The sequence below is a fragment of the Oerskovia sp. Root22 genome (genome assembly GCF_001429135.1).
In the GTDB taxonomy this organism is placed as follows: Bacteria; Actinomycetota; Actinomycetes; order Actinomycetales; family Cellulomonadaceae; genus Oerskovia; species Oerskovia enterophila.
This window is the reverse complement of record NZ_LMIL01000011.1, coordinates 78635-104488: the sequence shown is the minus strand read 5'-3', so window position 1 is coordinate 104488 and position 25854 is coordinate 78635. Positions and strand designations below refer to the sequence as shown.

Annotated in this window: 22 protein-coding genes; 16 read left to right on the top strand and 6 right to left on the bottom strand. The window is 73.6% G+C overall.

Features of this window, described 5'->3' with window-relative positions; all coding sequences use genetic code 11:
• The first annotated feature begins 19 nt into the window (after positions 1-19).
• The 4 genes from ASE15_RS15935 (at position 20) to ASE15_RS15920 (ending at position 2736) form a co-directional block, all read left to right on the top strand.
• Positions 20-622, top strand: a complete 603-nt coding sequence (locus ASE15_RS15935; RefSeq protein WP_056764337.1) for a TetR/AcrR family transcriptional regulator — start codon at positions 20-22, stop codon at positions 620-622.
• A gap of 188 nt (positions 623-810) precedes the next feature.
• A complete protein-coding gene (locus tag ASE15_RS15930; RefSeq protein ID WP_056764732.1) occupies positions 811-1548 on the top strand; it encodes a HEAT repeat domain-containing protein in 738 nt (245 codons plus the stop codon).
• 168 nt (positions 1549-1716) lie between these two features.
• Positions 1717-2298, top strand: coding sequence for a VanZ family protein (locus ASE15_RS15925; protein WP_056764335.1), 582 nt, complete (start codon positions 1717-1719; stop codon positions 2296-2298).
• A gap of 81 nt (positions 2299-2379) precedes the next feature.
• Positions 2380-2736 (top strand): iron chaperone, encoded by a 357-nt coding sequence (locus ASE15_RS15920; protein WP_056764333.1) that lies wholly within the window; start codon positions 2380-2382, stop codon positions 2734-2736.
• Between the two features lie 75 nt (positions 2737-2811).
• On the opposite strand, the gene ASE15_RS15915 is transcribed toward ASE15_RS15920, so the two are convergent.
• The 5 genes from ASE15_RS15915 to ASE15_RS15895 are packed head-to-tail and all read right to left on the bottom strand — an operon-like array spanning position 2812 to position 10346.
• Positions 2812-4578, bottom strand: a complete 1767-nt coding sequence (locus ASE15_RS15915) for a glycoside hydrolase family 43 protein (protein ID WP_056764331.1) — start codon at positions 4576-4578, stop codon at positions 2812-2814.
• 49 nt (positions 4579-4627) lie between these two features.
• Positions 4628-7138: a beta-glucosidase gene (locus tag ASE15_RS15910; protein WP_056764329.1), complete on the bottom strand. Its 2511-nt coding sequence runs from the start codon at positions 7136-7138 to the stop codon at positions 4628-4630.
• 7 nt (positions 7139-7145) lie between these two features.
• Entirely contained in the window at positions 7146-8096 is a 951-nt protein-coding gene (locus ASE15_RS21550) for a carbohydrate ABC transporter permease (protein WP_082618566.1), read from the bottom strand.
• The gene (locus ASE15_RS15900) at positions 8096-9016 is read right to left on the bottom strand and encodes a carbohydrate ABC transporter permease (RefSeq protein ID WP_056764327.1); all 921 of its coding nucleotides are present in this window, start codon (positions 9014-9016) and stop codon (positions 8096-8098) included. The genes ASE15_RS21550 and ASE15_RS15900 overlap by 1 nt, the downstream gene beginning before the upstream one ends.
• A 22-nt stretch (positions 9017-9038) precedes the next feature.
• Positions 9039-10346, bottom strand: coding sequence for an ABC transporter substrate-binding protein (locus ASE15_RS15895; protein ID WP_056653631.1), 1308 nt, complete (start codon positions 10344-10346; stop codon positions 9039-9041).
• A gap of 190 nt (positions 10347-10536) precedes the next feature.
• On the opposite strand from ASE15_RS15895, the gene ASE15_RS15890 reads away from it, so the two are divergent.
• The 8 genes from ASE15_RS15890 to ASE15_RS15855 all read left to right on the top strand — a co-directional run bounded on the left by ASE15_RS15890 (position 10537) and on the right by ASE15_RS15855 (position 19456).
• Entirely contained in the window at positions 10537-11556 is a 1020-nt protein-coding gene (locus ASE15_RS15890) for a LacI family DNA-binding transcriptional regulator (RefSeq protein WP_056653203.1), read from the top strand.
• A 165-nt stretch (positions 11557-11721) separates the two neighbouring features.
• Positions 11722-11928 (top strand): hypothetical protein, encoded by a 207-nt coding sequence (locus ASE15_RS15885; RefSeq protein ID WP_056653206.1) that lies wholly within the window; start codon positions 11722-11724, stop codon positions 11926-11928.
• A gap of 74 nt (positions 11929-12002) precedes the next feature.
• On the top strand, positions 12003-12233 hold the full coding sequence (locus ASE15_RS15880) for a FeoA family protein (protein WP_056653215.1): 231 nt from the start codon (positions 12003-12005) through the stop codon (positions 12231-12233).
• Positions 12230-14254, top strand: coding sequence for a ferrous iron transporter B (locus ASE15_RS15875; RefSeq protein ID WP_082618508.1), 2025 nt, complete (start codon positions 12230-12232; stop codon positions 14252-14254). The genes ASE15_RS15880 and ASE15_RS15875 overlap by 4 nt, the downstream gene beginning before the upstream one ends.
• Entirely contained in the window at positions 14251-14610 is a 360-nt protein-coding gene (locus ASE15_RS15870) for a hypothetical protein (RefSeq protein WP_056653217.1), read from the top strand. Before ASE15_RS15875 ends, ASE15_RS15870 begins: the two co-directional genes overlap by 4 nt.
• A 308-nt stretch (positions 14611-14918) precedes the next feature.
• Positions 14919-16808, top strand: a complete 1890-nt coding sequence (locus ASE15_RS15865) for a heavy metal translocating P-type ATPase (protein ID WP_056653220.1) — start codon at positions 14919-14921, stop codon at positions 16806-16808.
• A 128-nt stretch (positions 16809-16936) separates the two neighbouring features.
• Positions 16937-18454, top strand: coding sequence for a glycosyltransferase 87 family protein (locus ASE15_RS15860; protein ID WP_056653223.1), 1518 nt, complete (start codon positions 16937-16939; stop codon positions 18452-18454).
• A 99-nt stretch (positions 18455-18553) separates the two neighbouring features.
• Positions 18554-19456: an AraC family transcriptional regulator gene (locus ASE15_RS15855; RefSeq protein WP_056653225.1), complete on the top strand. Its 903-nt coding sequence runs from the start codon at positions 18554-18556 to the stop codon at positions 19454-19456.
• Positions 19457-19533: 77 nt separating this feature from the next.
• Here the strand turns inward: ASE15_RS15855 and ASE15_RS15850 are convergent, their stop codons facing one another.
• On the bottom strand, positions 19534-19875 hold the full coding sequence (locus ASE15_RS15850) for a hypothetical protein (RefSeq protein WP_056653227.1): 342 nt from the start codon (positions 19873-19875) through the stop codon (positions 19534-19536).
• A 404-nt stretch (positions 19876-20279) separates the two neighbouring features.
• Between ASE15_RS15850 and ASE15_RS15845 the strand changes: the two genes are divergently transcribed.
• From ASE15_RS15845 to ASE15_RS15830, 4 genes are all read left to right on the top strand, one after another.
• Positions 20280-21317 (top strand): ABC transporter substrate-binding protein, encoded by a 1038-nt coding sequence (locus ASE15_RS15845; protein WP_200955969.1) that lies wholly within the window; start codon positions 20280-20282, stop codon positions 21315-21317.
• A 66-nt stretch (positions 21318-21383) separates the two neighbouring features.
• Positions 21384-23513: a toxin glutamine deamidase domain-containing protein gene (locus tag ASE15_RS15840; protein WP_056653230.1), complete on the top strand. Its 2130-nt coding sequence runs from the start codon at positions 21384-21386 to the stop codon at positions 23511-23513.
• A 231-nt stretch (positions 23514-23744) separates the two neighbouring features.
• Positions 23745-24362 (top strand): carboxymuconolactone decarboxylase family protein, encoded by a 618-nt coding sequence (locus ASE15_RS15835; protein ID WP_056653233.1) that lies wholly within the window; start codon positions 23745-23747, stop codon positions 24360-24362.
• 254 nt (positions 24363-24616) lie between these two features.
• Complete coding sequence (locus ASE15_RS15830) at positions 24617-25834, top strand: glycoside hydrolase family 3 N-terminal domain-containing protein (protein ID WP_056653236.1); 1218 nt, start codon at positions 24617-24619, stop codon at positions 25832-25834.
• The last annotated feature ends 20 nt before the right edge of the window (positions 25835-25854 follow it).

Sequence of the window (25854 nt, the reverse complement as noted above, 5' to 3'; positions counted from 1 at the left end):
TCCCGAAGGACGTCGTCCCATGTCAGTCGCCCCCCAGCCCGTCGGTCGACGCGAACGGAACAAGCAGGACAAGCTCGACCGCATCACCGCCGCCGCCCGAGAGCTCTTCTCCGAGCACGGCGTCGACGACGTCACCACCCAGCAGATCGCCGACAAGGCCGACATCGGCACCGGCACCCTGTTCCTGTACGCCAAGACCAAGGGCGAGCTCCTCCTGCTCGTCCAGAACTCCTCCTACGCCGACGCCCTCGCCCGCGGCAGGGCAGCCGCCGACCACGCAGAAGACCCGCTCGAAGCCGTGATGGCGATCGTCCGCCCTGTCGTGGAGTGCAACCGCGCCCAGATCTCCAACGGCCGCACCTACCTGCGCGAGATCGTCTTCGGCGACCCGGACGAACCTCACCACCGCAAAGCCCTCGAGCTGACGGTGCAGACCGAAGAAGCCATCGCGGCCGTGCTGCAACGCGACCAACGCATCAACCCCGCCAAGGCCGCGACCCTCGCTCACATCGTCTCGGCGATCATGCTGCTCAGCATGGCCGCGACGACCAACGCCGCACGCCCCGTCGAGGCAATCGCGCAGGAGATCGCACACCAGGTGGACGCGCTCCTACCAGACTGACCCACGACACCCGACCGACAGGTTCGCGGGATGGCGTCGACGAGCGCGACGTCGTCGTGGAGAACGCATCGGGCGCCCGTGAGTCCGCCTGCACGCCGGGCCCCAGGGCCGAGGCAGGCCCTTCGGCAGCTGAGCATCGGCCGAACGGCCCTACCCCGGGCGGGGGTGGAAGCCCTAGCGTGCTGGTCATGAGCGTGCGTGAAGAGCACCGGGCCGCCTTGCGCGCGCTCGACGGCGATCCTGCTGCCGTGCGCGCCTACCTCACCGCCCGCTCCGGGCTGCCCGGTCCTCGGGCGAACCTCGAGCTGATCGGCGCGTTCGCCGACGTCGCGACGGAAGGCCTCGTGCTCGCCCTGGCCGACAGCCCCGACGAGTACCTGCGCTGCTGCGGGACGGTCGGTCTCGGCCGGCTCGTCGTCGACGTCCCCGCCGGTGCGCGCACTGAACTGGTCGCCCTGCTGCGTGACCGCGCCGCCGAGGGGTCGTGGCGCGTCCGTGAGGCCGTCGCGATGGCGCTGCAGCGCATCGGCGATGACGAGCCCGCGACCCTCGGCGCGCTCGTGGCGTCCTGGGTCGACGACCGAGACCCCCTGGTTCGCCGAGCCGCGGTCGCTGGGATCTGCGAGCCGCGCCTCCTGCGAACCCCCGCCACCGCGACCACCGCCCTGGACGTCTGCGCGGCCGCCACCGCCTCGATCGGCGCGCTCCCGTCCGACGCCCGCCGCGACACCGGCGTCCGGGCGCTGCGCCAGGCCCTCGGGTACTGCTGGAGCGTCGCCGTCGCGGGCGACCCGGCTGCCGGCCTGCCGCGTCTCGCCGCGCTGCGCAGCTCCGACGACCCGGACGTGGCGTGGATCGTGCGCGAGAACGAGAAGAAGACCCGCCTTCGCCGCCTGCTCGACCCGCCCGACGTGCGGCCCGGCTGATCGAGCGCCGCGAGCGAGCGTGCTGCGTCCGGGTGACGAAGGCGGTCGCACACGCCGTCGCCTCGGATCCGACCACAGACGGATGCCGAGCTCGTCGGACAGCGGGCACCGTTGCGTGGAGCCGCGGCACCAGCCGCGTTCGTGTCTCGGAGAAGGTGCAGGTCATCCGTGTTCCAGCAGGTCCCGGTCCTCCCGGTCGTCATCCCTCTGGCCGCCGCGGTGCTCGCGGGGTCGATGTGGTCCCTGATCCGCAGCGGGCGGTTCTCCGTGCCGCGGGCCGCGGTCGCCCTCGCGCTCGGCGTCTACGTCGCCGGGATCGTCGCGAACACCGTCTTCCCGATCTTCCTGGACAAGCCCGTCAGCAGCGCCCCCTGGGGCAGCCATCTCGCCGTCGTGCCGTTCGCGGACTACGAGATCGCTGACGCGGTCATGAACGTCCTGGTCTTCGTCCCGGTCGGCGTCCTCGTGCCGCTGCTCGTGCCCCGGGCCTCGTGGAGGAAGGTCGTGGTGGCGGCAGCGGTCCTCTCCCTGACGATCGAGGTCACCCAGCTCGTGACGGCGCACCTGGTGGGTGGCGGTCACATCGCGGACGTGAACGATCTGCTCTTCAACGTCACCGGTGGGGCGGTCGGCTTCGCGGTGTTCTCGGCGCTCGTGAAGGTCCCGTCCTTCAGCGCCTTCGTCGACCGGTTCCGCTGGCACGCGATCGAGGTCCGCGGAGCCGAGGTCGGCTCGGCACAGCGCGGGTGACACCGGAGCGGGCCCGCGGGAGGCTTGCCCCACGGCCCGACGACCGAGCCTCCACAGCACCAGCCGAGAGCGAGACACCCCATGACGACGTCAGCCGACCACGACTCCTACATCGCCGCAGCGCCCGAGGTCTTCCAGCCGTCGCTGAGGCGGTTGCGCGCGCTGCTGTCCCGCACTCTGCCGGAAGCGGAGGAGATCGTGGCCTATGACATGCCGGGGTTCGCCGTCGACGGCTCGGTCGTCGCGAGCTACGCGGCGTTCAGCAAGCAGTGCGGGCTCTACGTCCTCCCGGGCGCCATCACCGCACATGCCGACGAGATCGCAGCCGCCGGTCTCCAGGCGACCAAGACCGGCATCACCTTCTCGCCGCGCAGACCCGTCCCGGACGACCTCGTCGAACGCCTGGCGTCGGCGTCACGCCACGCGGCCGGGGCCTGACGCCTCAGCCTGGGAGCGGCGCCCCTGCGGACAGCGTCGGCCTCCGACCTGGGCCGCCTAGGCCTTGGTCGCGCGCTAGAGCCCTCCGTACTCCACCCGCTCGACGTCCGCCACGGTCGCCGTCGCCGTGCCGCGGCCCGTCGCGTACGGCCCGAGCCACACGCCCAGGAACCCGCCGGCCTCGGGCGAGCTGAGCCGCCCGCCGTGCACGGTCGCGACCGCGACGAACCCGTCCCCGGTCTCGACGCCGAACGCGTACTCCTGCCCTGCGGCCTGCAGCACCACGTCCACGGGACCCTGGGCCAGGCCGAGCAACCCGAGCGCCGCGCGGCCCACGACGACCTCCTCGCCTCCGAAGCGCTCGACGACGAGCAGCTCGCGCCCGCCGGGCGCACCGGCCGCACCGGGCGCCGCCCGCGTCACGATCGCCGCGATCCATGCCTCCTCGGACTGGCGCACCGCGAGCCCGGCCCACTCGCCCGGCCCGGCCGGGTCGACGTCGACGCGCACCGTGAGGTCCACGTCCCTGTGCTCCTGCCGGCGCCCCAGGAACGCGGGGGTCGCGACGTCGGACAGCGTCGCGGGCAGCAGCGCGAGCCGCAGGTGCCCGGGCCGCTCGGTCAGCGACCAGAACCGGTCCCCGGTCCGCACCTGGTTCCACGCGAGGCCCAGCGCATCACCCGACGTGCCGTCGAACGTCTCCCGCACGACGACGGCGCTCGCCTCCACGGACGCGTCACCAGGCGTCTCACCCGACGCATCGCCCGGGACCGCGACGGCCCGCTGCGCAGAAGCTCCTCCCCGCGATGCCGCACCCGCCCCCGGAAGCCGCGCTCCGACGTCGGGCAGGGGGAAGTTCCCCGCGACGTGGCCCACGCCCGGGGCGACCACGGGCCACCCGTCCTCCCAGACCACGGGCGCGAGGAACGTCTCGCGCCCCAGGTTGGGGAAGTAGCCGCCGTAGGGGCGGCTGCCGAGCAGGACCATCCACCACTCGCCGGCCGCGGTCTCCACGAGGTCCCCGTGCCCGACCCCGACCACGGGGAAGTCCCGGCCCAGGTGGCGGTGCGTCAGGACCGGGTTCGCGGGGTTCCCCGTGTACGGACCCGTCACCGCGTCGGCCCGCGCGACCGAGACCGCGTGCTGGTGCTCGGTGCCGCCCTCGGAGGCCAGCAGATAGTAGTGGTCGCCCACCCGGTACAGGTGCGGGCCCTCGGCCCAGACCGCGCCGTGCAGCGCGCCGCGCCACAGGACGTGCTCAGGGCCGACGAAGGCCCCGGCTGCGAGGTCGAGCTCGCGCAGCCACACCTCGGTCTGCCCCTCCCACTCCCCCGGGTCGGCGAGGCGCGTCGCGGTGAGCCACACGCGAGCGCCGTCGTCCAGACCAGCGGTGTCGACGAACAGCGACGGGTCGATCCCGTCACCCTCGAGCCACACCGGGTCGGACCACGGCCCGGCCGGGTCGGTCGCGGTCACGAGGAGGTGCCCACCCTGGCCCTGCGTGTGGACGAGCGTCGTCACGACGTAGAAGGTCCCGGCGTGGTGGCGGATCGTCGCGGCGTACAGCCCGCCCGACGACGGCACGCTCGACAGGTCCACCTGGTCGGTCCGGTGGATCGCGTGGCCCACCGGCGTCCACGTCACGAGGTCGCGGCTGTGGAAGACCGGCAGGCCCGGGAAGTACTCGAACGTCGAGGTGACGAGGTAGTAGTCGTCGGGCGCGAGGGTCCCGTCCGCCCGGGTGGCCCCCGGGACCCGGCAGATGCTCGGGTCGGGGTGCGTGCCGGGCAGGACGGGGTTCGCGAAGGTCCGGGCTGCCGGACCCGAGGGCGGCCGGACCACGGGAATCGGCTGCGCGGCCGACCGCCTGACCGACCTCGGGTCCGTCACCTCAGACCTCGCCCACCACGAGGGGCGCGTGCAGCTCGCGCGTGTGGTCGACCACGCGCACGGCGCCCACGAGCGTCACCGGGGCCACGAGCCGCACGTCGGCGCTCGACGCCCCGAACCGCAGCTCGATCGCGCCCGGCTCGACGATCCGGCGCCCGTCGCGCCCCGTGAAGGACAGGACGTCGGCGGGCACGGTCGCGCTCACGCGGGCCGAGGCGCCCGCGGCGAGCGGCACGCGCACGTATCCCACGAGCCGCTGCACGGGCCGCACGACCGACGCCACGGGGTCGTGCGCGTAGAGCTGCACGACCTCGACGCCGTCGCGCCCGCCCGTGTTCCGCACGACGAACGACGCCTCGAAGGCCCCGTCGGTCGCGGCCTCGGCCGCGCTCACCACGAGGTCCGACCAGTCGAAGCTCGTGTACGTGAGCCCGTGGCCGAACGCGAAGGCCGCGGTCGGGTCGATGTTCGACACGTCGGTCGCCTGCGCGAGCGTCGCGGCCAGGTAGGACGTGGGTTGGGCGCCCTCGGTCCCGGGCACGCTCACAGGCAGCCGGCCCGACGGCGCCACGCGCCCCGACAGGACGCCCGCGACCGCGGGGGTCCCCTCCTCGCCCGCGAAGAACGCCTGGACGATCGCCGCGGCGCCAGGCTCCCCCGGCGCGGGGGTCGCGGCCGCGCCGAGCGCGTAGGGACGACCCGAGAGGATCGTCGCGACCACGGGGCGGCCCGTCGCGAGCAGCGCGTCGAGCAGGTCCTGCTGGGCACCGGGCAGGCGCAGCGACTCGGCGTCGCAGCCCTCGCCGCTCGTGCCGCGACCGAACAGGCCGGCCCGGTCGCCCAGGGCGACCACGACGACGTCGGCCTCGCGGGCGAGCTCGACCGCTGCCGCGATGCCCGCGGCGTCGGCGGCCGCGACCTCGGCCGTGCTCACGGCCCCGGTCGAGGACGGATCGCTCGTGCCGTCGAGAGTGATCGCGGGCAGCACGTCGAGCGTGACGCCCGGCAGCTCGGCGCGCAGCGACGCGGCGAGCGTGGGCAGCGAGATCCCGAGCGGGATCTCGGGGTGGGCCAGGCCCACGTGCGCGGGGAACGAGTAGCAGCCGAGCACGGCCATGGGATCCTCGGCCGTGGGACCCACGAGCGCGACCCGGCGCACGTCCGGACCGAGCGGGAGCACACCGTCGTTCGCGAGCAGGACCACGGCCTGCTCGGCGACCTCGCGGGCAAGCGCGCGGTTGGCGGGGCCGTCGAGGTCGACGGTCCCGCGCAGCGCGGCCAGATCGATGTCCTGCGCGGCGGCCCCCGCCCCGGCGACGGCCGCGAGCACGTCCGCGGGCACGTCGCGCAGCACCTCGGGGACGGGGTCCCAGCCGGCGTCGAGCAGACCGAGCTCGACCTTCTGGCGCAGCACGCGCTCCAGGGCCCGGTCGACGAGCGCGACGTCGACGTCCCCGGCCTCGAGGGCCGCGACGAGCGGCTCGCCGAACGTCTTGACGGTCGGCAGCTCGACGTCGACCCCCGCCGCGAGCGCCGCCGCGGCGGCCTCTGCCCAGTCGCCCGCCACGCCGTGCATGATCTTGAGGAACGCGATCCCGAAGTAGTCGGCGACCACGGTCCCGTCGAAGCCCCACGTGTCGCGCAGCAGTCCCGTGAGGAGCTCGCGGTCGGCGGCCGACGGGATGCCGTCGGTGTCGGTGTAGGCGTGCATGACCGAGCGCACGCCGCCCTCACGGACGGCCATCTCGAACGGCGGCAGGATCACGTCGGCGCGCTCGCGCGTGCCCATCGAGACGGGCGCGTGGTTGCGTCCGCCGCGCGATGCCGAGTACCCCGCGAAGTGCTTGAGCGTCGCGACGATGCCCTCGGACTCGAGGCCCTGCACGTACGCCGTGGCGACGGTGCCCACGAGGTACGGGTCCTCGCCGATGGTCTCCTCGACGCGACCCCAGCGGGCGTCGCGCACGACGTCGAGCACGGGGGCCAGGCCCTGGTGCACGCCGACCGAGCGCATGTCGCGACCGATCGCGGCGGCCATGCGGCGCACGAGCGCGGGGTCGAACGACGCGCCCCACGACAGCGGCACGGGGTAGGCCGTCGCGCCCCAGGCCGAGAAGCCCGCGAGGCACTCCTCGTGCGCCACGGCGGGGATGCCGAACCGGTTCGCCGACCGCACGCGCTCCTGTGTGCGCAGCAGCGACAGCGCACCCAGGGCCGGGTCGACGGGGTTGGTCCCGAACGGGCGGGTCAGCTGCCCCAGCCCGTCGGGCAGGAGCGCGTCGAGGTCGACGCCGTCCTCCATGTCGTGCTGGTGCGGGGCGACCTCGCCGCCCTCGGCCGACGCGCCGACCCACACGCCGAAGAGCTGGGCGACCTTCTCGCGGAGGGTCATCTCCGCCATGAGCGCCTTGACGCGGGTCGCGGTGTCGACCGACGGGTCGGACCACACGGGGAGGGTCTCCCCACCGGGGCCGGGCACGGCAGCGGACGGCAGGTTCGTCTGAAGAGTCATCGTGGAGCTACTTTCCGCCGACGCCCATGAGGCCCTGGACCAGGGCACGCCGGGCGAACAGGTACACGAGCAGGATCGGGATCATCGACATGACGACCGCCGCGAGGAGGCCGGGGATGTTGACGCCGTACTGCGTCTGGAAGTTGAAGAGGCCGAGCGTGATGACCTTGGTCGACTCGGACTGCGTGAGGATCAGCGGGAACAGGAACCCGTTCCACGCCTGCAGGGCCGAGTACACGACGATCGTCGCGACGCCGCCCTTGGACAGCGGCAGCACGAGCTGCAGGAACACGCGCTTGGGCGACGCGCCGTCGAGGGCCATGGCCTCGTAGAGCTCGTTGGTGATGTCGCGCATCGAGCCGCTGAGGATGATCGTGCAGATCGGCAGGCAGAACGCCCCGGTCGGCAGGATCACGCCGATCAGGTTGTCGTACAGGCCCACGACCGAGATCACGTAGAAGATCGGGACGATCACGGCGCTCGCGGGGACCGCGAGGCCCAGGAGGAACATCCGGAAGATGCCCGTGGTGGCCCGCGAGCGGTTGCGCACGATCGCGTACGACAGCGGCGGCACGAGCAGCACCACGATCCCGACCACCGCGACCGTCACGACGAGCGTGTTGAGGAAGTAGCGGCCGAAGCCCTGGTCGAACGCGTTGGTGAAGTTGTCGAGCGTGAACGTGGTCGGCAGGGACAGCGGGCCGCCCTCGGCGTACCCGGCCTGCGTCTGGAACGACGCGGTGACCAGCACGTAGAGGGGGATCGCGACGATCAGGAGCCAGATCGTGACCGCGACGCCCGCGCCCCAGTTGGGCCGGTTGCGGCTGCCCTTTCCAGCCCGACGGCGCAGCGGGACGCCCGCGCTCGTCGCGCCCGGGCGGGGCGCACCACCCGAGGTGGGTGACGTCGTCGGGCCGGAGACCTGCTCCGCGGGGGTGACGCTCAGGTCGTTGCTCATCACACGCCCTCCAGCTCGCTGCGCATCTTGTCGTACCCGGACAGGCGGACCATGACCAGCGAGATCGCGGTCGCCGCGACGACCAGGACCACGGCGATCGCCGAGGCCAGACCGAAGTCGAAGCCGCGGAACGCCTTCTGGTACATGTAGAAGGCCGTGATGGTCGTGTCCGTGCCGGGCCCGCCGTTGGTCAGGATGAGGACCGTGTCGAACGTCGTCAGGCCGCCGACGACCATGAGGATCACCGACGTGATCATGGTGTTCCGCAGCTGCGGGAGCGTGATCGCGAAGAACGAGCGCACGCGTCCCGCGCCGTCGATCTCGGCCGCCTCGTAGAGCATGGGCGGCACGGCCTTCGCGGCGCCCTGGTAGATCAGGGCGTGCAGCGGCGTGAACTGCCACAGGCTCACGAACACCAGGACCGCGATCGCGGTCGACTGGTTCCCGAACAGGTTGCCGTCGCCGAACAGCCACTCCATCTGGGCCGGGACGCCGAAGTTCGGGTCGAGCACCGCGCGCCACAGGACCGAGACCGCAGCCGCGGACAGTAGCAGCGGCACGAAGAAGATCGCCGAGAGCACCGCGCGGTTCCACTGGTGCCCTGCGGCCCACACGCCCAGCAGCATCGCGACCGGGGTCTGGGTCACGACGCCGAGCGCCGTCAGCACGAGCGAGAGCCCGATGCTCTTGAGCATCACGGGGTCGTCGAGGAGGCGGGACCAGTTCTCGGTCCCGACGAACTCGGGGCTGCCCAGGCCGCTCCACTGCGTGAACGACAGCACGAGCACGAGGACCATGGGCAGGAGGGCGAAGAGCCCGAAGAACAGGGCGGCGGGCAGGGCCCAGACCACGCCCGGGCGGCCGACCTGGAGGTCGGCGGCGCCCGGGCGCGTGCGCCCCTGGGGTGCGCGGGTGGTCATGACGATCTCCGTCCGGGACCGGTCAGCGCGAGGCCGGCAGGGACTTCATCGCAGCGATGAAGCCGTCGGCGTCGATCTGGCCGCTGAAGAACTGCTGGACCGCGATCTTGAGCGGGGTGCCGGCAGCCGGGGGGTACGCCTGGTCCCAGGACATCTGGAAGTGCGGCGCGTTCTTCACGAGGTCGAACTGGAAGGCGGCGTACTCGGGGCTCGCGGCCTGGTCCAGGAACTGCTCGGTGTTGGTCGTGGTCGGCAGGTTCCCGATCGCGAGCTGCGCCTCGACGAACTCGTCCGAGTACATGAGCTTGAGGAAGTCACGCACGGCGTCCGGGTAGCGGGTCTTGGCGAGCACCGAGTAGAAGTTGTTGGTGTTGCCCGTGATGTTGGCCGCGTCGCCCTTGCCGCCGTCGATCGCGGGGAAGGCCGTGTAACCGAGGTTGGCGTCGGTCCACCCGGGGTCCACGTCGTAGTGGGTCGAGTAGTTCCACGAGCCCATGAGCTCGAACGCCGCCTTGCCCGTGCGCAGGAGCGCGGGCGAGCCGCCGTCCGTGAACTTGACCGAGTCGAAGTTGGTGCCGAACGCGCCGGCGTCGATGAGCTCGGACAGCTTGTCGAGCGCCTCGTGGCTCTCGGCCGAGTCCCACACGTCGGTGTCGCCCGCGAGCGCCTTCTCGAACAGCTCGGGGCCCGCGACGCGGTCGAACGCGTACTGGTACCACATGAGGGTCGGCCACTGGTCGGCGCCGCCGAGCGCGATCGGGGTCACGCCCTGCGCCTTGAGGGTCTCCACCGCGGCGAGGAGCTCGTCCCACGTCTGGGGGGCCTCGATGCCCGCGTCCGCGAGGACCTGCTTGTTGTGGAACAGCATGACGGGCTGCGTGCCGCGCATGGGGATGCCGTAGGACTTCCCGTCGATCACGGCCGAGTTGAACACCGCGGGCAGGAACGCGTCCTTGAGCTGGGGGTCCTCGGCGATGAAGTCGTCGAGGGGGAGCAGCAGGTCGGCGTCGACGAAGGGTTCGATCGAGCCGCCGCCCCAGTTGAAGAAGACGTCCGGCGCCGCGTTGGTGTCGATGATCGTCTGGAGCTTCTGCTGGTAGTCGGCGCCCGGGATGGTGTCGAGGACGACCTTGACGTCCGAGGTCTTGTTGAACGTGTCGACCATCTGCTGCTCGACCTTGTTGGTCGCGTCCCCGTAGACCATCACGTGGATCTCGTTCTCGGGACGGCTGGAGCCGCCGGAGTCGCCGCTCGCGCACGCTGCGAGCGGGAGGACCAGCGCCGACGCCACGGCCGCGGCCGTGAGCGACTTCCGCGTTCTTGTGTTCATCATCGAACCCTTTCGAAAGTTTCGGCGCCTGCGCCGAAAGTACTCGGTTGCCCTGGACTCTAAGACGCGAATCCGCCGGGGTCAACAACGAGTCCCAACCGTTATCCACTGGGAGAAGACTGGGACCTCCGCACCGAGACACGGCGGCCCACCCTTCGAAACTTTCCCCCGAGGCGCTACGCTGACCGGCATGACCGACGAAGTTCTTCCGGGGCGGGTCACGCTCGCCGCCGTGGCCGCCGAGGCCCAGGTGTCCCTCTCGACCGTGTCCAAGGTGCTCAACGGGCGGACCGACGTCGCGGCCGGGACGCGCGACCGGGTCGAGGCCCTCCTGGTCCAGCACGGCTACCGGCGCCGCAAGAGCCCCACCGCCTCGGCCCCCCTCATCGAGATCGTGTTCCACGAGCTCGAGAGCATCTGGGCCATGGAGCTCATCCGCGGCGTCGAGGACGTCGCGCGGGAGAACGGCGCGAGCGTCGTGCTGACCGAGTCCGGCACCCGGCACGCTCCGGGGCCCGAGTGGATCGAGGGCGTGCTCGCGCGCCGCCCGCTCGGCGTCGTGCTCGTCTTCTCGACCCTCCCGGCCGCGGTCAAGGAGCAGCTCCGGTCCCGCGCCATCCCGTTCGCGGTCATCGACCCCGCGGGCGACCCCGAGCCCGACGTCCCCTCGGTCGGCTCGGCGAACTGGCAGGGCGGCCTCATGGCGACCCGGCACCTGATCGAGCTCGGCCACCGCCGCATCGGCGTCATCACGGGGCCCGAGGACATGATGTGCTCGCTCGCCCGCCTCGACGGCTACCGCTCGGCCCTCGGCACGGCCGGGATCACTGCGGACCCGGACCTGGTCCGGTTCGGCGACTTCCACCCCCAGGGCGGCACCGACCGCGCCGACGAGCTCCTCAGCCTGCCCGAGCCGCCCACCGCGATCTTCGCGGGCTCGGACCTCCAGGCTCTCGGCGTGCTCGAGGCCGCCCGACGCCACGGCCTGCGCGTGCCCGAGGACCTCTCGATCGTGGGCTACGACGACGTCCCCGTGGCCCGCTGGTCGAGCCCCGCGCTCACCACGGTCCACCAGCCGCTCCAGGAGATGGGCCAGGAAGCGGCCCGGCTCGTCCTCAAGGCGCGCGAGGGCGCCGTGACCAACACGCGCATGGACCTCGCGACGAGCCTCGTGGTGCGCGGGAGCACGGCGGCGCCCGCGGGCGCCTAGGCCGGGCAGGCTCGCCCTGCCGCACGGCGGGCCGTCGCCTCCTACGCCGGAGCCGGTCGCTCCGCCACCGGGGGCCGCGTGACTCTCCTCACCACGACTTCCGCGTCATGCCGACCGCAGGACGGCGTCTCTCCTCCCAGAAGCAGATCTCCAGGAGGTAGAACCATGAGCACGCAGCACGTCACCGAGCCCGCCCCCGTGACCGCGGGACTCTCGCGCCGCGAGATCCACCATGCCGCGACCGCTCCTGCGACCCCGAGCCTGTGGCAGCGCCTGCACGGCACGCCCGCGCACCCCGTGGCCATCGCCGCGGTGACGATCGTGGTCGGCACGCTCGCCGGGATCGGGACGGGCGCGCTCCTGAGCCTCTGACGGGACCTACGGCCCGCAGCGCCAGGACCTCCGGCATCTGAGGCAAGCCTCACCTCATCACTAGCGTCGGCAGCATGAACCTTGCCGAGGTCCCCCCGGGCACCCACGTCGTCCTGACCTCGGCGCGCGCGGGCGCGCGGCTCACCCCGACGTCCGACGTGCGGCTGCGCGAGCTGGGCCTGCGCCCCGGCGCGGGCGTGACCGTCGCGCTCCGGACCCCGTTCGGCGGGCGCGTCGTGCTCGTCGGGCGCCGGCGCATCGCGCTCGACGCCGCGACGGTCCGCCGGTTCGAGACCGCCCCGTGAGCTGTCCGCGCTGCGAGGGCGGCGCACCGCGCACGCACGAGGGGCCCGACGGCGCCGCTCACCCCCGCGGTCGCCGCGCCCCGGGCGGTGGCGCGACCACGGCTCCCGCTCCCGTCCTGCGGGTGCTGCTCGTGGGCACGCCCAACGCCGGGAAGTCGACGCTCTTCAACCACCTCACGGGCGCGCGGCAGACCACCCGGAACGTGCCCGGGACCACGGTCGACCTGGCCCGGGGGACCTGGCGGCCCCGCACCGGTGCCGGTACGACGACCGCGACCCCGCTCGCGCTCGTCGACCTCCCCGGCACCTACTCGCTCACCCCGGTCTCGCCCGACGAGGCCGTGACGGTCGCCGAGATCGACCGGGCAGGGGCCGAGCCGGGCACCGTGACGCTCCTCGTCGCCAACGCGGCCGAGCTGCACAGCGCCCTGTTCCTGCTCGGTCAGGTCGGGGCGCGGACCGAGCGCGTCGTCGTGGCCCTCACGATGACCGACGTCGCCACGGCCGACGGGGTGACGGTCGGCCCCGGCCGGCTCGCCGCCCGTCTGGGCGTGCCCGTGGTCGAGGTCGATCCTCGGACGGGGCGCGGGACCGACGGGCTGGTCGCGGCGGTCCGCGCGGTGTCCGAGCACCCTCGGCCCGTCCCGGGCCTGCCTGTCTGCACCGCGGCACCGCACACCGCACCCGACGACGAGCTCGACCGCATCGACGCGCTGCTCGGGTGGGCGGACGACGTCGTCGGGTCGGTCGGCGCGCACGGCTCCGCGACGCGCAGCCGTGCGGACCGGATCGACGCGCTCCTGCTCGACCCCTGGGTGGGCCTGCCGGTCTTCGTCGTGACGCTCTGGGCGCTGTTCCAGCTCGCGACCTGGGTCGCGGCACCGATCATGGGCGCGACCGAGGCCCTGGTCACGGGCCCCGTCGCGGGCCTCGTGACCTGGGCGCTCGACGGCGTGGGCCTGAGCGGCGGGTGGCTCGAGGGACTCCTGGTCGACGGCCTGGTCGCGGGCGTCGGCGTCGTCGTCGCGTTCGCGCCGCTCATGGCCCTGATGTTCCTGGCGATCGGGCTGCTCGAGGACTCGGGCTACGTCGCGCGGGTCGCGGTCCTGGCCGACCGCCTCATGCGGTCGGTCGGACTCGACGGGCGGGTCATCATGCCCCTGATCGTGGGCTTCGGGTGCAACCTCCCGGCGCTCGCCGCGACGCGCACGCTCCCGAACGCGCGGCAGCGGCTGCTCACGGGCCTCCTGATCCCGTACGCCTCGTGCCCCGCCCGCTTGACGGTGTACGTCCTGCTCGCAGGCACGTTCTTCCCGCGGCACACCGGGCTCGTGGTGCTCGCGATGTACGTGCTGAGCGTCGCACTCGTGCTCGTCGGGGCGCTCGTGCTGCGAGGCACGTTGTTCCGCGACCTGACCCACGAGCCCCTCGCGCTCGTCCTCCCCGCCTACCACGTGCCGCGCCCGGTCCCGCTGCTCGTGACGACGGGCCGTCGTGTGCTCGCGTTCCTGCGCGGGGCGGGCACGATCATCGTGGGCGTCCTCGTCGTCGTCTGGCTCCTGCTCTCGGTCCCCGTGACGCCCGGCCACACGTTCGGCGAGGTGCCCGTGCACGACTCTGCCTACGGGCGCCTGACCGACCAGGTCGCCCCCGTCTTCTCCCCCGCCGGCTACGGCGACTGGCGCACCACGAGCGCGCTCGTCACGGGCTTCGTGGCCAAGGAGGTCGCGGTGGGCGCGCTCGCGCAGGCGTACGCGGTCGACGAGCCCGTGGGTTCGTCGCCGGGCGAGCTCGGCGAGCAGCTCCGGGCCACGCTCGACGAGACGTCGGGCGGTCACGCCCCTGCGGCGGCACTGGCCTTCATGGTCTTCGTGCTCGCCTACACGCCGTGCCTCGCGACGGTCGCCGAGCAGCAGCGGATGTTCGGGTGGCGCTGGACCCTGGGGGCCGTCGCGGTCCAGCTGAGCGTCGCGTGGGTCCTGTCGGTCGCGACCTTCCAGCTCCTGCGGCTCGTCTGGTGAGCGCCCCGACGGCGCCGAGCGAGGAGCTCGGTCTCCGTGACGGCGCAGCACCCCGCGAGCTCCTACGCCCAGTGCTGGCGCGGCTCCGCGCCGGGGTCGCGGTCGGCGCCCTGGCCGGCGACCTGGGCCTCGAACCGCGGCTCGTCGACGCGGCGGTCGCTCAGCTCGTCCGCCTGGGGCTCGCGCAGGTCGCGGGACCCCGCCCGACGCGGCCGGGCACGGCACCCGCCCTCGGCTGCGCGACGGGTGCCGGAGGCCCGGGCTGCACGCCCCCGCCCGCGGCGGGCACGCGGCGCCGGATCCCCCTGGCGTGCGCGGGGTGCCCGCTCGCGTCCGCGTCGCCCCGGCGCGGCTGACGCCCACCCACAGGCGGCACCCCGCACCAACACATTCTTCGCGCACCGGCGGGACATTCCTGCGCCACGCGCCGCCACGATCGCCACATTCGCCGAAAAGGTCCGCGTTGTCGCTGACCCACCCCTGGCGCAAGCACCGAAGATCGGCGGCATCTCGCGGCTCCTGGCACTCATGTCGCGACACCGGGGCCGCCCGAGAAGCCCCGAAGAAATGTGGAGACCCAGCGAAGGAATGCCTTTCCTCACACAGTCCCAGGCGAGCCTTTCCTTGCTGGAAAGAATGTGCACGAAATGCTAGACAACGTGGTATGACCACAGTGAAGAACCTCGGGCGGTATCCGCTGGTGATGGCGACGGTCCTGGTCGCGGCCGTCGCCGGGGTCCTCTCGCTCACCCCCTGGTCCCCGGCCGTCCCGTGGCTCGTGTCCGCCTACGCGCTGGCCGTCGCAGGATGGACGGGCGTGGGTATGCTCCGTGACCTGCTCCGCGGGCACGCCGGGATCGACATCCTCGCCGTGACGGCCGTGACGGCCGCGGTGGTCGTCGGCGAGCACTGGGCGGCCCTCGTCGTGGTGCTCATGCTGACGGGAGGCGAGGCGCTCGAGGACTACGCAGCGAACCGGGCCCGCCGCGACCTCTCGGCGCTCATGTCCCGCGCCCCCGCGACCGCGCACGTGCTCGACGGCGGCTCGCTGCGCGACGTCCGCGTCGACGACGTGCGCCCCGGCGACCTGGTCGTGGTCCGTCCGGCCGAGGTGGTCCCGGTCGACGGCGAGCTCGTGAGCGACCGAGCCGACCTCGACGAGTCGTCGCTCACGGGCGAGCCCCTGCCGGTCGAGCGGCAGCGCGGGGACGAGGTCCCCTCAGGTGGCATCAACGGGCAGCAGGCCGTCACGCTGCGCGCGACCAGGTCGGCCCGCGACAGCCAGTACCAGCAGATCGTCGCGCTGGTCGAGCAGGCGACCACGAGCCGGTCACGGACCGTCCGGCTGGCCGACCGCTTCGCGGTCCCCTTCACCCTCGTCGCGCTCGCGATCGCCGGGCTCGCCTGGTGGGTCAGCGGGGACGGCACCCGGTTCGCGGAAGTTCTCGTCGTCGCGACACCGTGCCCGTTGCTCATCGCGGCGCCGGTCGCCTTCATGGGCGGGATGAGCCGCGCCGCGCGCGAGGGCGTGATCGTCAAGTCGAGCGAGACCCTGGAGAGGCTCGACCGCGCCCGCACCGTGGCCTTCGACAAGACCGGGACCCTCACCCACGGTCGTCCCGCGCTCGCGCGCGTCGAGACCACCGGGAGCCTGGGGGCCGACGAGGTGCTGCGGCTGGCAGCGTCGGCCGAGCAGTACTCGAGCCACGTCCTCGCCGACGCCGTCGTGGAGGGCGCTCGGCAGCGCCGGCTCCAGCCGGCCGAGGGCACCGAGGCCCACGAGGTCCCGGCGCACGGTGTCCGGGCTCTCGTCGCGGGCCGGGAGGTCGTGGTGGGGAAACGGTCCTACGTCGCCGCCGAGACCCGCACCGCCGTCGAGCCCGCCGTGCTCCAGCCCGGCGAGCTCGCGGTCCACGTCGCGGTCGACGGGGTCCCCGTCGGGGCGCTGGTCCTGCGCGACGAGGTGCGGGCCGAGGCCGCGACCACGGTGAGCACGCTCCGGTCCCTGGGCGTCGATCACGTCATGATGCTCACGGGCGACCAGCGGACGACGGCCGAGCACGTCGCGGCCGCCCTGGGCATCGACGACGTGCGCGCAGAGTGCCTGCCGCTCGACAAGGTCGAGGCGGTCCGGGACGCCCCCGCGCGCCCCGTGGTCATGGTGGGCGACGGTGTGAACGACGCGCCGGTCCTGGCCTCGGCCGACGTCGGGATCGCCATGGGAGCGCGCGGCGCCACGGCCGCGAGCGACTCGGCCGACGCGGTCGTCCTGCGCGACGACGTCTCGGCCGTCGCAGCAGCCGTGCGGGTCAGCAAGGACACGCTCCGGGTCGCGCTGCAGAGCATCTGGGTCGGCATCGGGCTCAGCGTCGCGCTCATGCTGGTCGCGGCACTCGGATACCTCCCCGCGCTCGCGGGCGCCTGGATGCAGGAGGGCGTCGACCTCGTCGCGATCCTCTGGGCGCTGCGAGCGAGCCGCGGCGCGCGCCTCTCCGGTCCTCCGCAGACTGCCTACGCCCCCTCGCCGGCCGAGCCCGCGGTCGCCGCGCGCTGAGCCCGGCCGGCTCCCCGGCCGGACCCGAGCCCCCGAGGCGAGCGCCGCCGTCGGGCACGCAGGTCGGTCCCGGGCGCGGCCCACGTCCCCCCGGGCGCCCCGCGCCGAAGCCGGGCAGACTCGAACGAGTGAGCCCGGCGCCCCGCACCCACCGCACCGCCCGACGCCCCACCCGCGCGACGGGCTGGATCGTCGCCGCCGGGGTCGCCGTCCTCGCCTTCACGGTGCGCTGGAGCCTCGCGGGCGGGACGGTCGGCGTCCGCGACTACACGGGGTACGACGACGGCGTGTACTTCTCCTCGGCCGTCGCCCTGGTGCACGGGCTCGTGCCCTACCGCGACTTCACGCTCCTGCACCCACCCGGCTCGATGCTCGCCCTGGCCCCGTTCGCGGCCCTGACCGCGTGGACGAGCGACAGCGACGCCCTGGTCGCCGCGCGCGTGGGCGTCATGCTCGTCGGGGCGGCGAACGCCGTCCTGGTGACGCGCGTCGCGGGCCGCTGGGGGACCACCGCAGCGGTCGTGGGCGGGGTCCTGTACGCGGTCTCGTTCGCCGCGGCGTGGGCCGAGCGCATCACGTTGCTCGAGCCGCTCGGCTCGCTGTGCCTGCTCGGCGGGGTGGTCCTGCTGCTGCGCGGGCTGCCGGACATGGGGGCGGGGGCGCGCACGGGGTGGCTCTGGGCGGGGGGCGCGGTCCTGGGCCTCGGTGCCACGGTCAAGATCTGGGGCGTCGTTCCCGTCCTCGTCGTGATCGGCTGGCTGCTCGTGACGGCCGGGTGGCGGGCGGCTCTGCGCGCGAGCGCCGGGGCGCTGGGGGCGGTCGTCGTCGTGCTGGCGCCGTTCGCGCTCGCGGCGGGCTCGGACATGTTCCGCATGGTGTTCCTGGACCAGCTGGGACGGCCGCGCGAGACCGACACGGGCGTCGAGCAGCGGCTCACGTGGATCGCCGGGACGGGCAGCACCGCGTGGGCCACGACCCCGACGGCGCAGCTCGCCCTGGTCTGGGCCGTCCTGGCCGCGGTGCTCGTCGCGGCGGTCGTCGCCTGGGCCGGGCGCCGTGGTCGGCTGTGGGTCGCTCTGCTCGTCGTCCAGACCGTGGTGCTGCTGGCCTCGCCGTCGGCCTACCAGCAGTACGCGGCGTTCGTGACGCCGGCCCTGGTGCTCGTGGTCGCCGCTGCGGTCTCGCTCGTCCCGGCCGGGGGCCGGGGGCTCGTGGCGGCGGGGACGTGCCTGGGGCTGGGGCTCGCGACGGCCGCCCCTGCCCTGCCTCGCCCCACGCCCTTCCCGGCGGCCGAGCTGCGCGCCGCCCTCCCGGAGGAGGGCTGTGTCCGGGCGGACTCGCCCGCCCTGCTGGCCCTGACGGACGTGCTGAGCCGCGACCTTCGCCGCGGGTGCGAGCTGCCGGTGGACCTGTCGGGGTACGCGTACGACGTCGGGGCGCGCGACGCCGCGGGTCAGGCCGTCCCGCGCGACCGGAACGCCGCGTGGCAGCGCGAGGCGCTGCGCTACCTGACGTCGGGGTCCGCGACGCTCATGGTGCGGACGGTCGGGAACGGGTTCGACGAGACGACCGAGCGGACGCTCGACGACACGACCGCCACGGTCCTGGAACGGCGCGGTGTGCGGGTCCTGGTGCCCGGGGACTGAACCCGGGCACGGGGGCGTGCGGCACGCGGCTCCGGCGGGACACGACCACCTCCTCGTCGGCGGCCCTCCCAGCGACGTCGGCTCCGTAGGGTTGTCCCTGTGCCCCCGGACCGCGATCCCGTCGAGAACTGGCTCCCGTGGGGCAGCCCCTCGCAGGACGCGCTCGTCGTGCAGCCCGAGGACGCCTCGGGCGACGTGGACTTCGTCCTGGCGGGAGGCCCGTCGCGGACGCACCAGCCGGTGGTGTGGCTCGAGCACTCGCACCGGACGCACGAGGTGCTGGTCGCCCTCTCGGGACTGCTGACGGTCCGGGCGGGCGACGACGTCTGGGCACTGCCGCCGCGGAACGGTCTGTGGATCCCTGCCGGACTCCCCCACGCCGTGCGCGCCGGGACGGACAGCCGGTTTCTCACGGTCTACCTCGACCCCAGCCGCTCGCGCGACCTGGGCCCCGAACCCGTCACGGTCGCCCCGAGCGCGCTGTTCTCCGAGCTCGTGCTGCACCTCACGTCACAGGACATGCCCGACGAGGCGCGCCACCATGCCGAGCAGGTCGCGATCCACCTGCTGGAGCCCGTGACGGCATCGACCCGGATCACGGTCCCGACCGTCGAGCCGGTCGCCCGGATCGTGCACGAGCTGCTCGACGACCCGGGGGACGACCGGACGCTCGCGCAGTGGGCGCGGCACGTCGGGCTGAGCACCAGCACGCTGGGCCGGGTGTTCCGCCGCGCGTCGGGCCAGCCGTTCGGTCGCTGGCGCCTGCACCTGCGCATGAACGTCGCGATGGCCCGGCTGTCGGAGGGAGCCCGCGTGAGCGACGTGGCCGACGCCGTCGGGTACACCTCGACGAGCGCGTTCGTCGCGGTCTTCCGCCGCGAGACGGGCCTGACCCCCGGGTCCTTCCGGGACGCTGCGCGGTCGCCGGACGACGCCTCGCGAGAGAGCGGCGAGGGGCGTCCGCAGAGTGCGCGACTTCTGACGGGGCGCCCTTCCGCCTGACGCCAAGCTCTCCGGTCCCCCGGGCCCGCACGCACGCACGCACGCACGCACGCACGCCGAGCATGAGCTCCCCCCGCTCAGCCGGCAGCTCTCACCTCGTCCTCCAGCCAGCGGGCCAGGCGCGGCTCGGGCCGGTCGTCCGTCGCCTCGCCGACAGCAGCCCAGCGTCGAAGCTGGGCGATGGCAACCGTCCAGTCGTCGCGGGAGAGCTCGACCTCGAGCACGTCGTCGGCCGGGGGCCAGCCGACGGAGCCGCCCCCACGGTGGGGATGCACCGCGCAGGCCTCCCACCCGGCCTGACGGATGCGCAGCCCGACCGCGCACAGCTCGGCATCGCCGTCTTCCGAAGCGATATCGACGGTGTTGTCCAGCGTGCCGTCGATGACCTGCCAGTCCTCCACACGCGTGCTGACCTTCATGTCACCCTGCCCCCTCCGCCTGATCTGTCCGCGCCGCCCTACAGCGTGCGCTGGCCGTCAACCTAGGCGCCCGGAGCGGTTCGGGCCAGAGGACACGACGGCGGCCCGGAGCCGCGAGCGCAGTCCTCCCGGTCCGCCAACCAGCGCTCCTCAGGACGCGCACCTCGCAGATGACGCGACGGCCCCCAGACCGACGCTGCGAGCTCCTGACCTGGGGTTTGACCGGATCACGATATCCGGCGACCAGATCGCGTGATTGTGCGCCTCGATCACGGTCTCTAGAGTGGCGGCACAAAGGTAAGCCTTACCAAACTTCCTCGCACGGGGCGTCCCGTCCCCGAGGAGTCCCCGTCCCGTGGGTCGCCCCGTGCCGACCCCGCGCGCTCCCCCGAAAGCGAAGACCCGTGACCGTCACAGCTCCCCCGCCCTCCTCCCCGCGCTCCGCTCTGCGGCGTCGTCGCACGACCGCCACCTGGGCCACCACCGTCGGCACGGCGCTGCTCCTGGCCGCGTGCTCGTCGGGGACCGACGCGGGCAGCAGCGCCCCTGCCGGCGGCACCCCGGCCGACGCCGCAGCCTGGTCCTACACCGACGCGCGCGGCACGACCGTGAGCCTCGACGAGGTCCCCGACCGCATCATCGCCACGGCCGACACCGCCCCCGTGCTCCTCGAGTACGGGATCCGCCCGGTCGGGATCATCGGCTTCTCCCGCCTGTCCCAGGAGGACCTCGCGGCGTTCGACCTCGAGGGGATCGAGCCCATCTCCGAGACGGACACCGACATCAGCCTCGAGAAGGTCCTCGCCGCCGACGCCGACCTGGTCCTCGACATCTGGAGCTCGTACAACGGCGGGAACTTCGGCAGCGTCTGGGGTGACGACATCGAGCGTGTCGAGAGCGTCGTGCCGATGGTGGGCATCAACATCACCGATGGCGCGGCCCGGACCCTGGCCGACTTCCAGGAGGTCGCCCTCAGCCTCGGTGGCTCCGAGACCGCGGCCGTCTACGCCCAGGAGAGTGCCGAGCTCGCCGAGCTGAGCGAGAAGGTCCAGGCCGTCGCCGCCACCAAGACCGACGTCGCGGTCGCCTACGCGATCCCGCTCGAGACGAGCGTCGACTACGCGGTCCCGACGTGGACGCCGCTCGGCAGCACGCTCGTCGACCTGGGCGTGACGTTCGCCGAGCTCGACAGCGAGGACGGCTTCTGGGCCTCCGCGAGCTGGGAGGAGCCCGGCGCCTACCCGGCCGACCTGATCCTCGTGCCCTCGACGTGGGCCGACGCCCCCCAGCTCGCGACCCCGACCTTCACCGCGCTGCCCGCGGTCGCCTCGGGCCAGCTGGCGCAGGTCGAGCTGCGCACGGGCTATTCCCTGACGGGGATCACGTCGCAGCTCGAGGCCTTCCTCGCGGCCTACGAGCCCGCGGCGCACGTCACGGGGTGACCGGTCCCCGCCGCCCGCAGGGCGGGGCGTCTCTCACCCCGCGGGCGGCACCCCTAGGATCTGCCCGTGAACGATTCCACGGGCCAGGCCGATCAGCACTGGACGCAGACGCTCCCGGAGGTCGCCGAGCGAGCCGCTCGGCTCCTCGGTATCGACGTCGCCACGGTCGCGACCTCGCAGCACGTCGTCCCGGGAGGGTTCCACGTCTGGGTCCCGGGACGAGGAGGAGCCCAGGCGATCATCGGGTTCGACGGCGCCGCCTACGTCCGGGAGTCGAGCTTCAGCGCACGAGAGCTCGTCGCCGCCTACCAGGCCGGCGCGCGCAACGACACGACGCTCGCGGCCACGCCGGTCAACCATGCGGCCTCCGCGGTCGCGGCCATGGTCGGCGTGCTCCGCGGAGAGCCCGCCCGCCAGGCCGGCCCCGTGGGCCCGACCGAGGACGAGCTCGCCCAGCTCGTCGGTGCACCGTTCCGGCAGACGACTCCCGACGAGCTCGCCGAACGGCTGCGGGGCCGCGGGCCGGGGGCGTACTCGATCCTCGGGATCGACCGCGCGCACGGCCCGGGGCACTGGTACGTCGCGCACTTCGACGGGAACGCCGTGACCCTGCTCGACCCGATCGCGAACCGGACCGCCGACTGGCCCCCCACCGAGGACGTCGTCCGGTGGTGGGCCGACGGCGAGCCGACCAGGCCCCCCGCGACGGTCGTGCTCGACGCACGGTCGCGCCACGGCCGTCGCGTCTGGCTGCGGACCACGCCCCGGCTCGCCCCGCAGGCGCGCGGCCTCGTCGACTGGTACGCGGCGCAACCTCCCGAGCGCGTCTGGAAGGGCCTCGGGGTGTGGCACGGGTTCTGGTGGTCGGCGCTCTCCGCGGAAGGTGACGACCTGCGGGTGGCCGCGACGGACCTCACGAAGCCAGGGGTCGAGACCATGACCTGGGACGTCGACCCGATGCTCGAGGCGCTCCGCTCGCAGGTCGAGATGGCCGCGTTCTGCAAGGTGCCGCGCGAGTCGATCCGGTTCACGCACGGCGTCCGGGTCTACGACGGCGTGTTCGAGGCCCCCGAGATCCACGTGAAGCGGTACGCCGCGACCGACGACGCCACGGGGTGGGTCATCACGCCCTTCCCCCAGCAGCCGCGCGGGGGCACCCGACTGGTGCCCGCGCACGAGGTCTGGCGCAAGGCGCCTCACCTCGTGCGCTACCTCGCCCTCCCCACGGGCTTCCACGCCGAGTGGGCCGCAGGACGCACCAGCCGGATCTGGAACCCGGCCGGCGACCTCGTCTGGGACGCCGCCGCTCGCGACGCCGCAGCCGAGCCGCCTGCCACCCCGACGCCGGCCGCCCCGACGCCGGCCGCGCCCTCGCCGTCCGACCGACGTCCGCGAGGCTCGGTCGCCTACGAGGACGCCCGCGCGGCCCTCGACGACGCGCACGCGAGCCCCGAGAGGCTGCTCGCCCTGGGCCACGGCGTGCGCGACGCGTTCGTGCGCAACGAGCACCTCGTCGGTCTTCTCCCGATCGACGCCGAGCAGGTCATGATCGCCGTCTACCGCCGGGCCGACGCCGCGGGGTCGCGCGAGGCCGCGCTCACGTGGGTGCGCGAGGCCTACTTCCGGGGTCTCGAACCTGCGGTCGATGCCGCCGCGCGCGTCGATGCGCTGGCCGCCGACGACCCGGACGGCTCCGCACACGTGCTGCGGGGCTGGATGCGCTTCAACGGCTACGGGTTCGCCCAGGACGCGTCAGCCGCCGCGGCCGACCACGAGGCCGCTGCGAGGATCGGCAACCCCGACGCCCTCTTCGAGCTCTCGGTGCTGTCCGCGACGGGTCAGGGCGTGCCGGTCGACGAGGCGCGGTCACGGCTCCTCCTCGAGAGCGCTGCCGAGGCCGGGCATCCGCGCGCCCTCTACAACGTGGCGGCCGAGCACGCGACCGGTCGGGGACGCCCGCACGACCCGCAGCGAGCGCTCGCCCTGTACGTCGCGGCGGCCGACCAGGGGCACGGGCGAGCCGCGTTCACGGCCGGAGTCATGACGCTCACCGGGGACGGCACCGCACCCGACGCGGCGCGGGCGGCTGCCCTGCTGCACCAGGCACAGGACCTCGGGTTCGACGTCGAGGGGACCGCCGAACAGCTTCCTGCTGCTCTGCGCGACCAGGTCGTGGCGCTCGTCGCCACGACCTGAGGCACGACGGCACGATCGCTCGGCCGTCGAGAAGTGAGCTGTTGACCCTCGATCCGGTGTTTCCGGGGCAACGACTCACTTCTCGACGGTGACGGCTCAGCTCGTGGGTCCTCTTCCCCTCGGACCGCGCGCCCCCTCTTCCTGCTCCGACCGCGCCGTGGGAGCCTGGAGAGGCACCCCGGGACCGTGCTCCGACCGTGGGCACGCGGCCGCCCGGGAGGGAGGTCCGCCATGAGCTGGATCCGAGAGGCCACCGAGGACGAGCCCGGCGGGGCCGTCGCGACGGCGTTCGAGCAGGATCGTGCGACACGCGGCTACGTCGCCAACCTCACGCGCCTGCTGGCCAACCGGCCCGCGGTCCTCGACGCGTGGATCGGGCTCAACGGCGCGATCAAGGCGTCCATGTCCCCCCGGCGCTACGAGCTCGCGACGCTCGCCGCGGCCCTGCGGCTCCGGTCGACGTACTGCGCGCTCGCCCACGGGGCGATCCTCGCCGAGCACCACGTCGGCGCCGAGGCGGTCCGCGAGGCCGCCGAGGGGCACGACACCGTCCAGCTCTCCCCCATCGACCGCGCGGTCATGGACCTCGCGGACAAGGTCGCGGCCGGCGCCGCCGACATGACCGAGTCCGACCTCACCGAGCTGCGGGACCTGGGCCTCGACGACGGGGAGATCCTCGACGTGATCCTGGCCGCGTCGGGGCGCTGCTTCTTCAGCTCGGTGCTCGACGGGACGGGGACGCAGGCCGACGCCGTGTTCCAGGACCTCGACCCGTCACTGCGCGACGCCCTGACCGTGGGCCGGCCGATCGCCGCCCCGGACCCCGTGGGCCGGCACCTCGCGACCTGACGGGGTGCCGCACCTCCCCCTGCCAACGTCTCGGTGCCGAGCATGCGGTTGTCGTCGTGATTCCGGGAGAACCGGACGACAACCGCATGCTCGACCGACGACAACCGCATGCTCGACCGACGACAACCGCATGCTCGGCGCCCCGGCCGCGCCGCCCCAGCACGGCACGGCCCCCGCACGACGTGACGCGAAGAACACCTCCGAGCGGCCCCGGTCGCCGGGGGGCATCCCGGGAACCGGCCTAGGGTCGAAGCATGAGGTCGTCCCGTCGAGGCGCCACGGGCGCCGCCCTGCTCGTCACCACCCTCCTGCTCGCCGCGTGCTCTCCGGGCGGCGCGACGAACGACCCGACGAACGCTCCGCCGTCGGGCAGCGACACCCCTCCCTCGCCGACGGCGAGCGCGACACCCACCCCCACCGAAGCCCCCGACCCGTCCGCCGACCCGTTGGCCGGGTGGAGCCTCGAGCAGAAGGTCGGCCAGCTCCTGATGGTCGGGGTCAACGTCGGGAAGGTCGACCAGGCGAGCTACGACGCGATCAGCTCCCACCACGTGGGCAACCTGTTCCTCGCGGGCCGCACCCAGGCCGGGACCGGGCCGGTCAAGAACCTCGTCGACTCGTTCACGGCCCTCGTCTCGGACGAGACCACGCACGGGACGCCGCTGTTCGTGTCGACCGACCAGGAGGGCGGCAAGGTCCAGGTCCTGCGCGGCCCGGGCTTCTCCGGCATCCCGAGCGCGATGGACCAGTCCGCGCTCGCGCCCGCAGAGCTGCAGGCGCAGGCCACGACCTGGGGCGCGGAGCTCGCCGCCGTGGGGGTCGACCTCAACCTCGCGCCCGTCATGGACGTCGTCACGAGCCCCGAGACCGCGCGGACCAACGCCCCGATCGGGTACTTCGGGAGGAACTACGGGTTCGGGGTCGACACCGTGACCTCGCACGCGAACGCGTTCAGCGCGGGCATGGAGGCCAGCGGCGTCGACGTCGCGATCAAGCACTTCCCCGGTCTGGGGCGGGTGGCCGGCAACACCGACGACGACGCGGGCGTGACCGACACGGTGACCACGCGCGACGCCCCGTCGGTCGAGGCGTTCCGGTCGGGGATCGACGCCGGGGCCGCGTTCGTCATGATGTCGACCGCGATCTACGACCAGATCGACCCCGGTGCGCCTGCCGCCTTCTCGCCCGTGGTCGTCGACGGGCTGCTGCGGGGAGACCTGGGCTTCCAGGGCGTCGTCATCACCGACGACGTGTCGAAGGCCGAGCAGGTCCAGGCCTGGTCGCCGGGCGACCGGGCCGTCCTGACGATCGCCGCGGGCGGCGACATGGTGCTCGCGTCGGCCGACCCTGGCGTGATCCCCGAGATGGCATCCGCCCTCGTCGAGCGCGCGCAGAGCGACCCGGGCTTCGCAGCCCAGGTCGACGCGGCGGTGCTGCGGGTCCTCGCGGCCAAGGAGAGGCTCGGCGCGTAGGTGCCGGGTGCGCCCGCGCC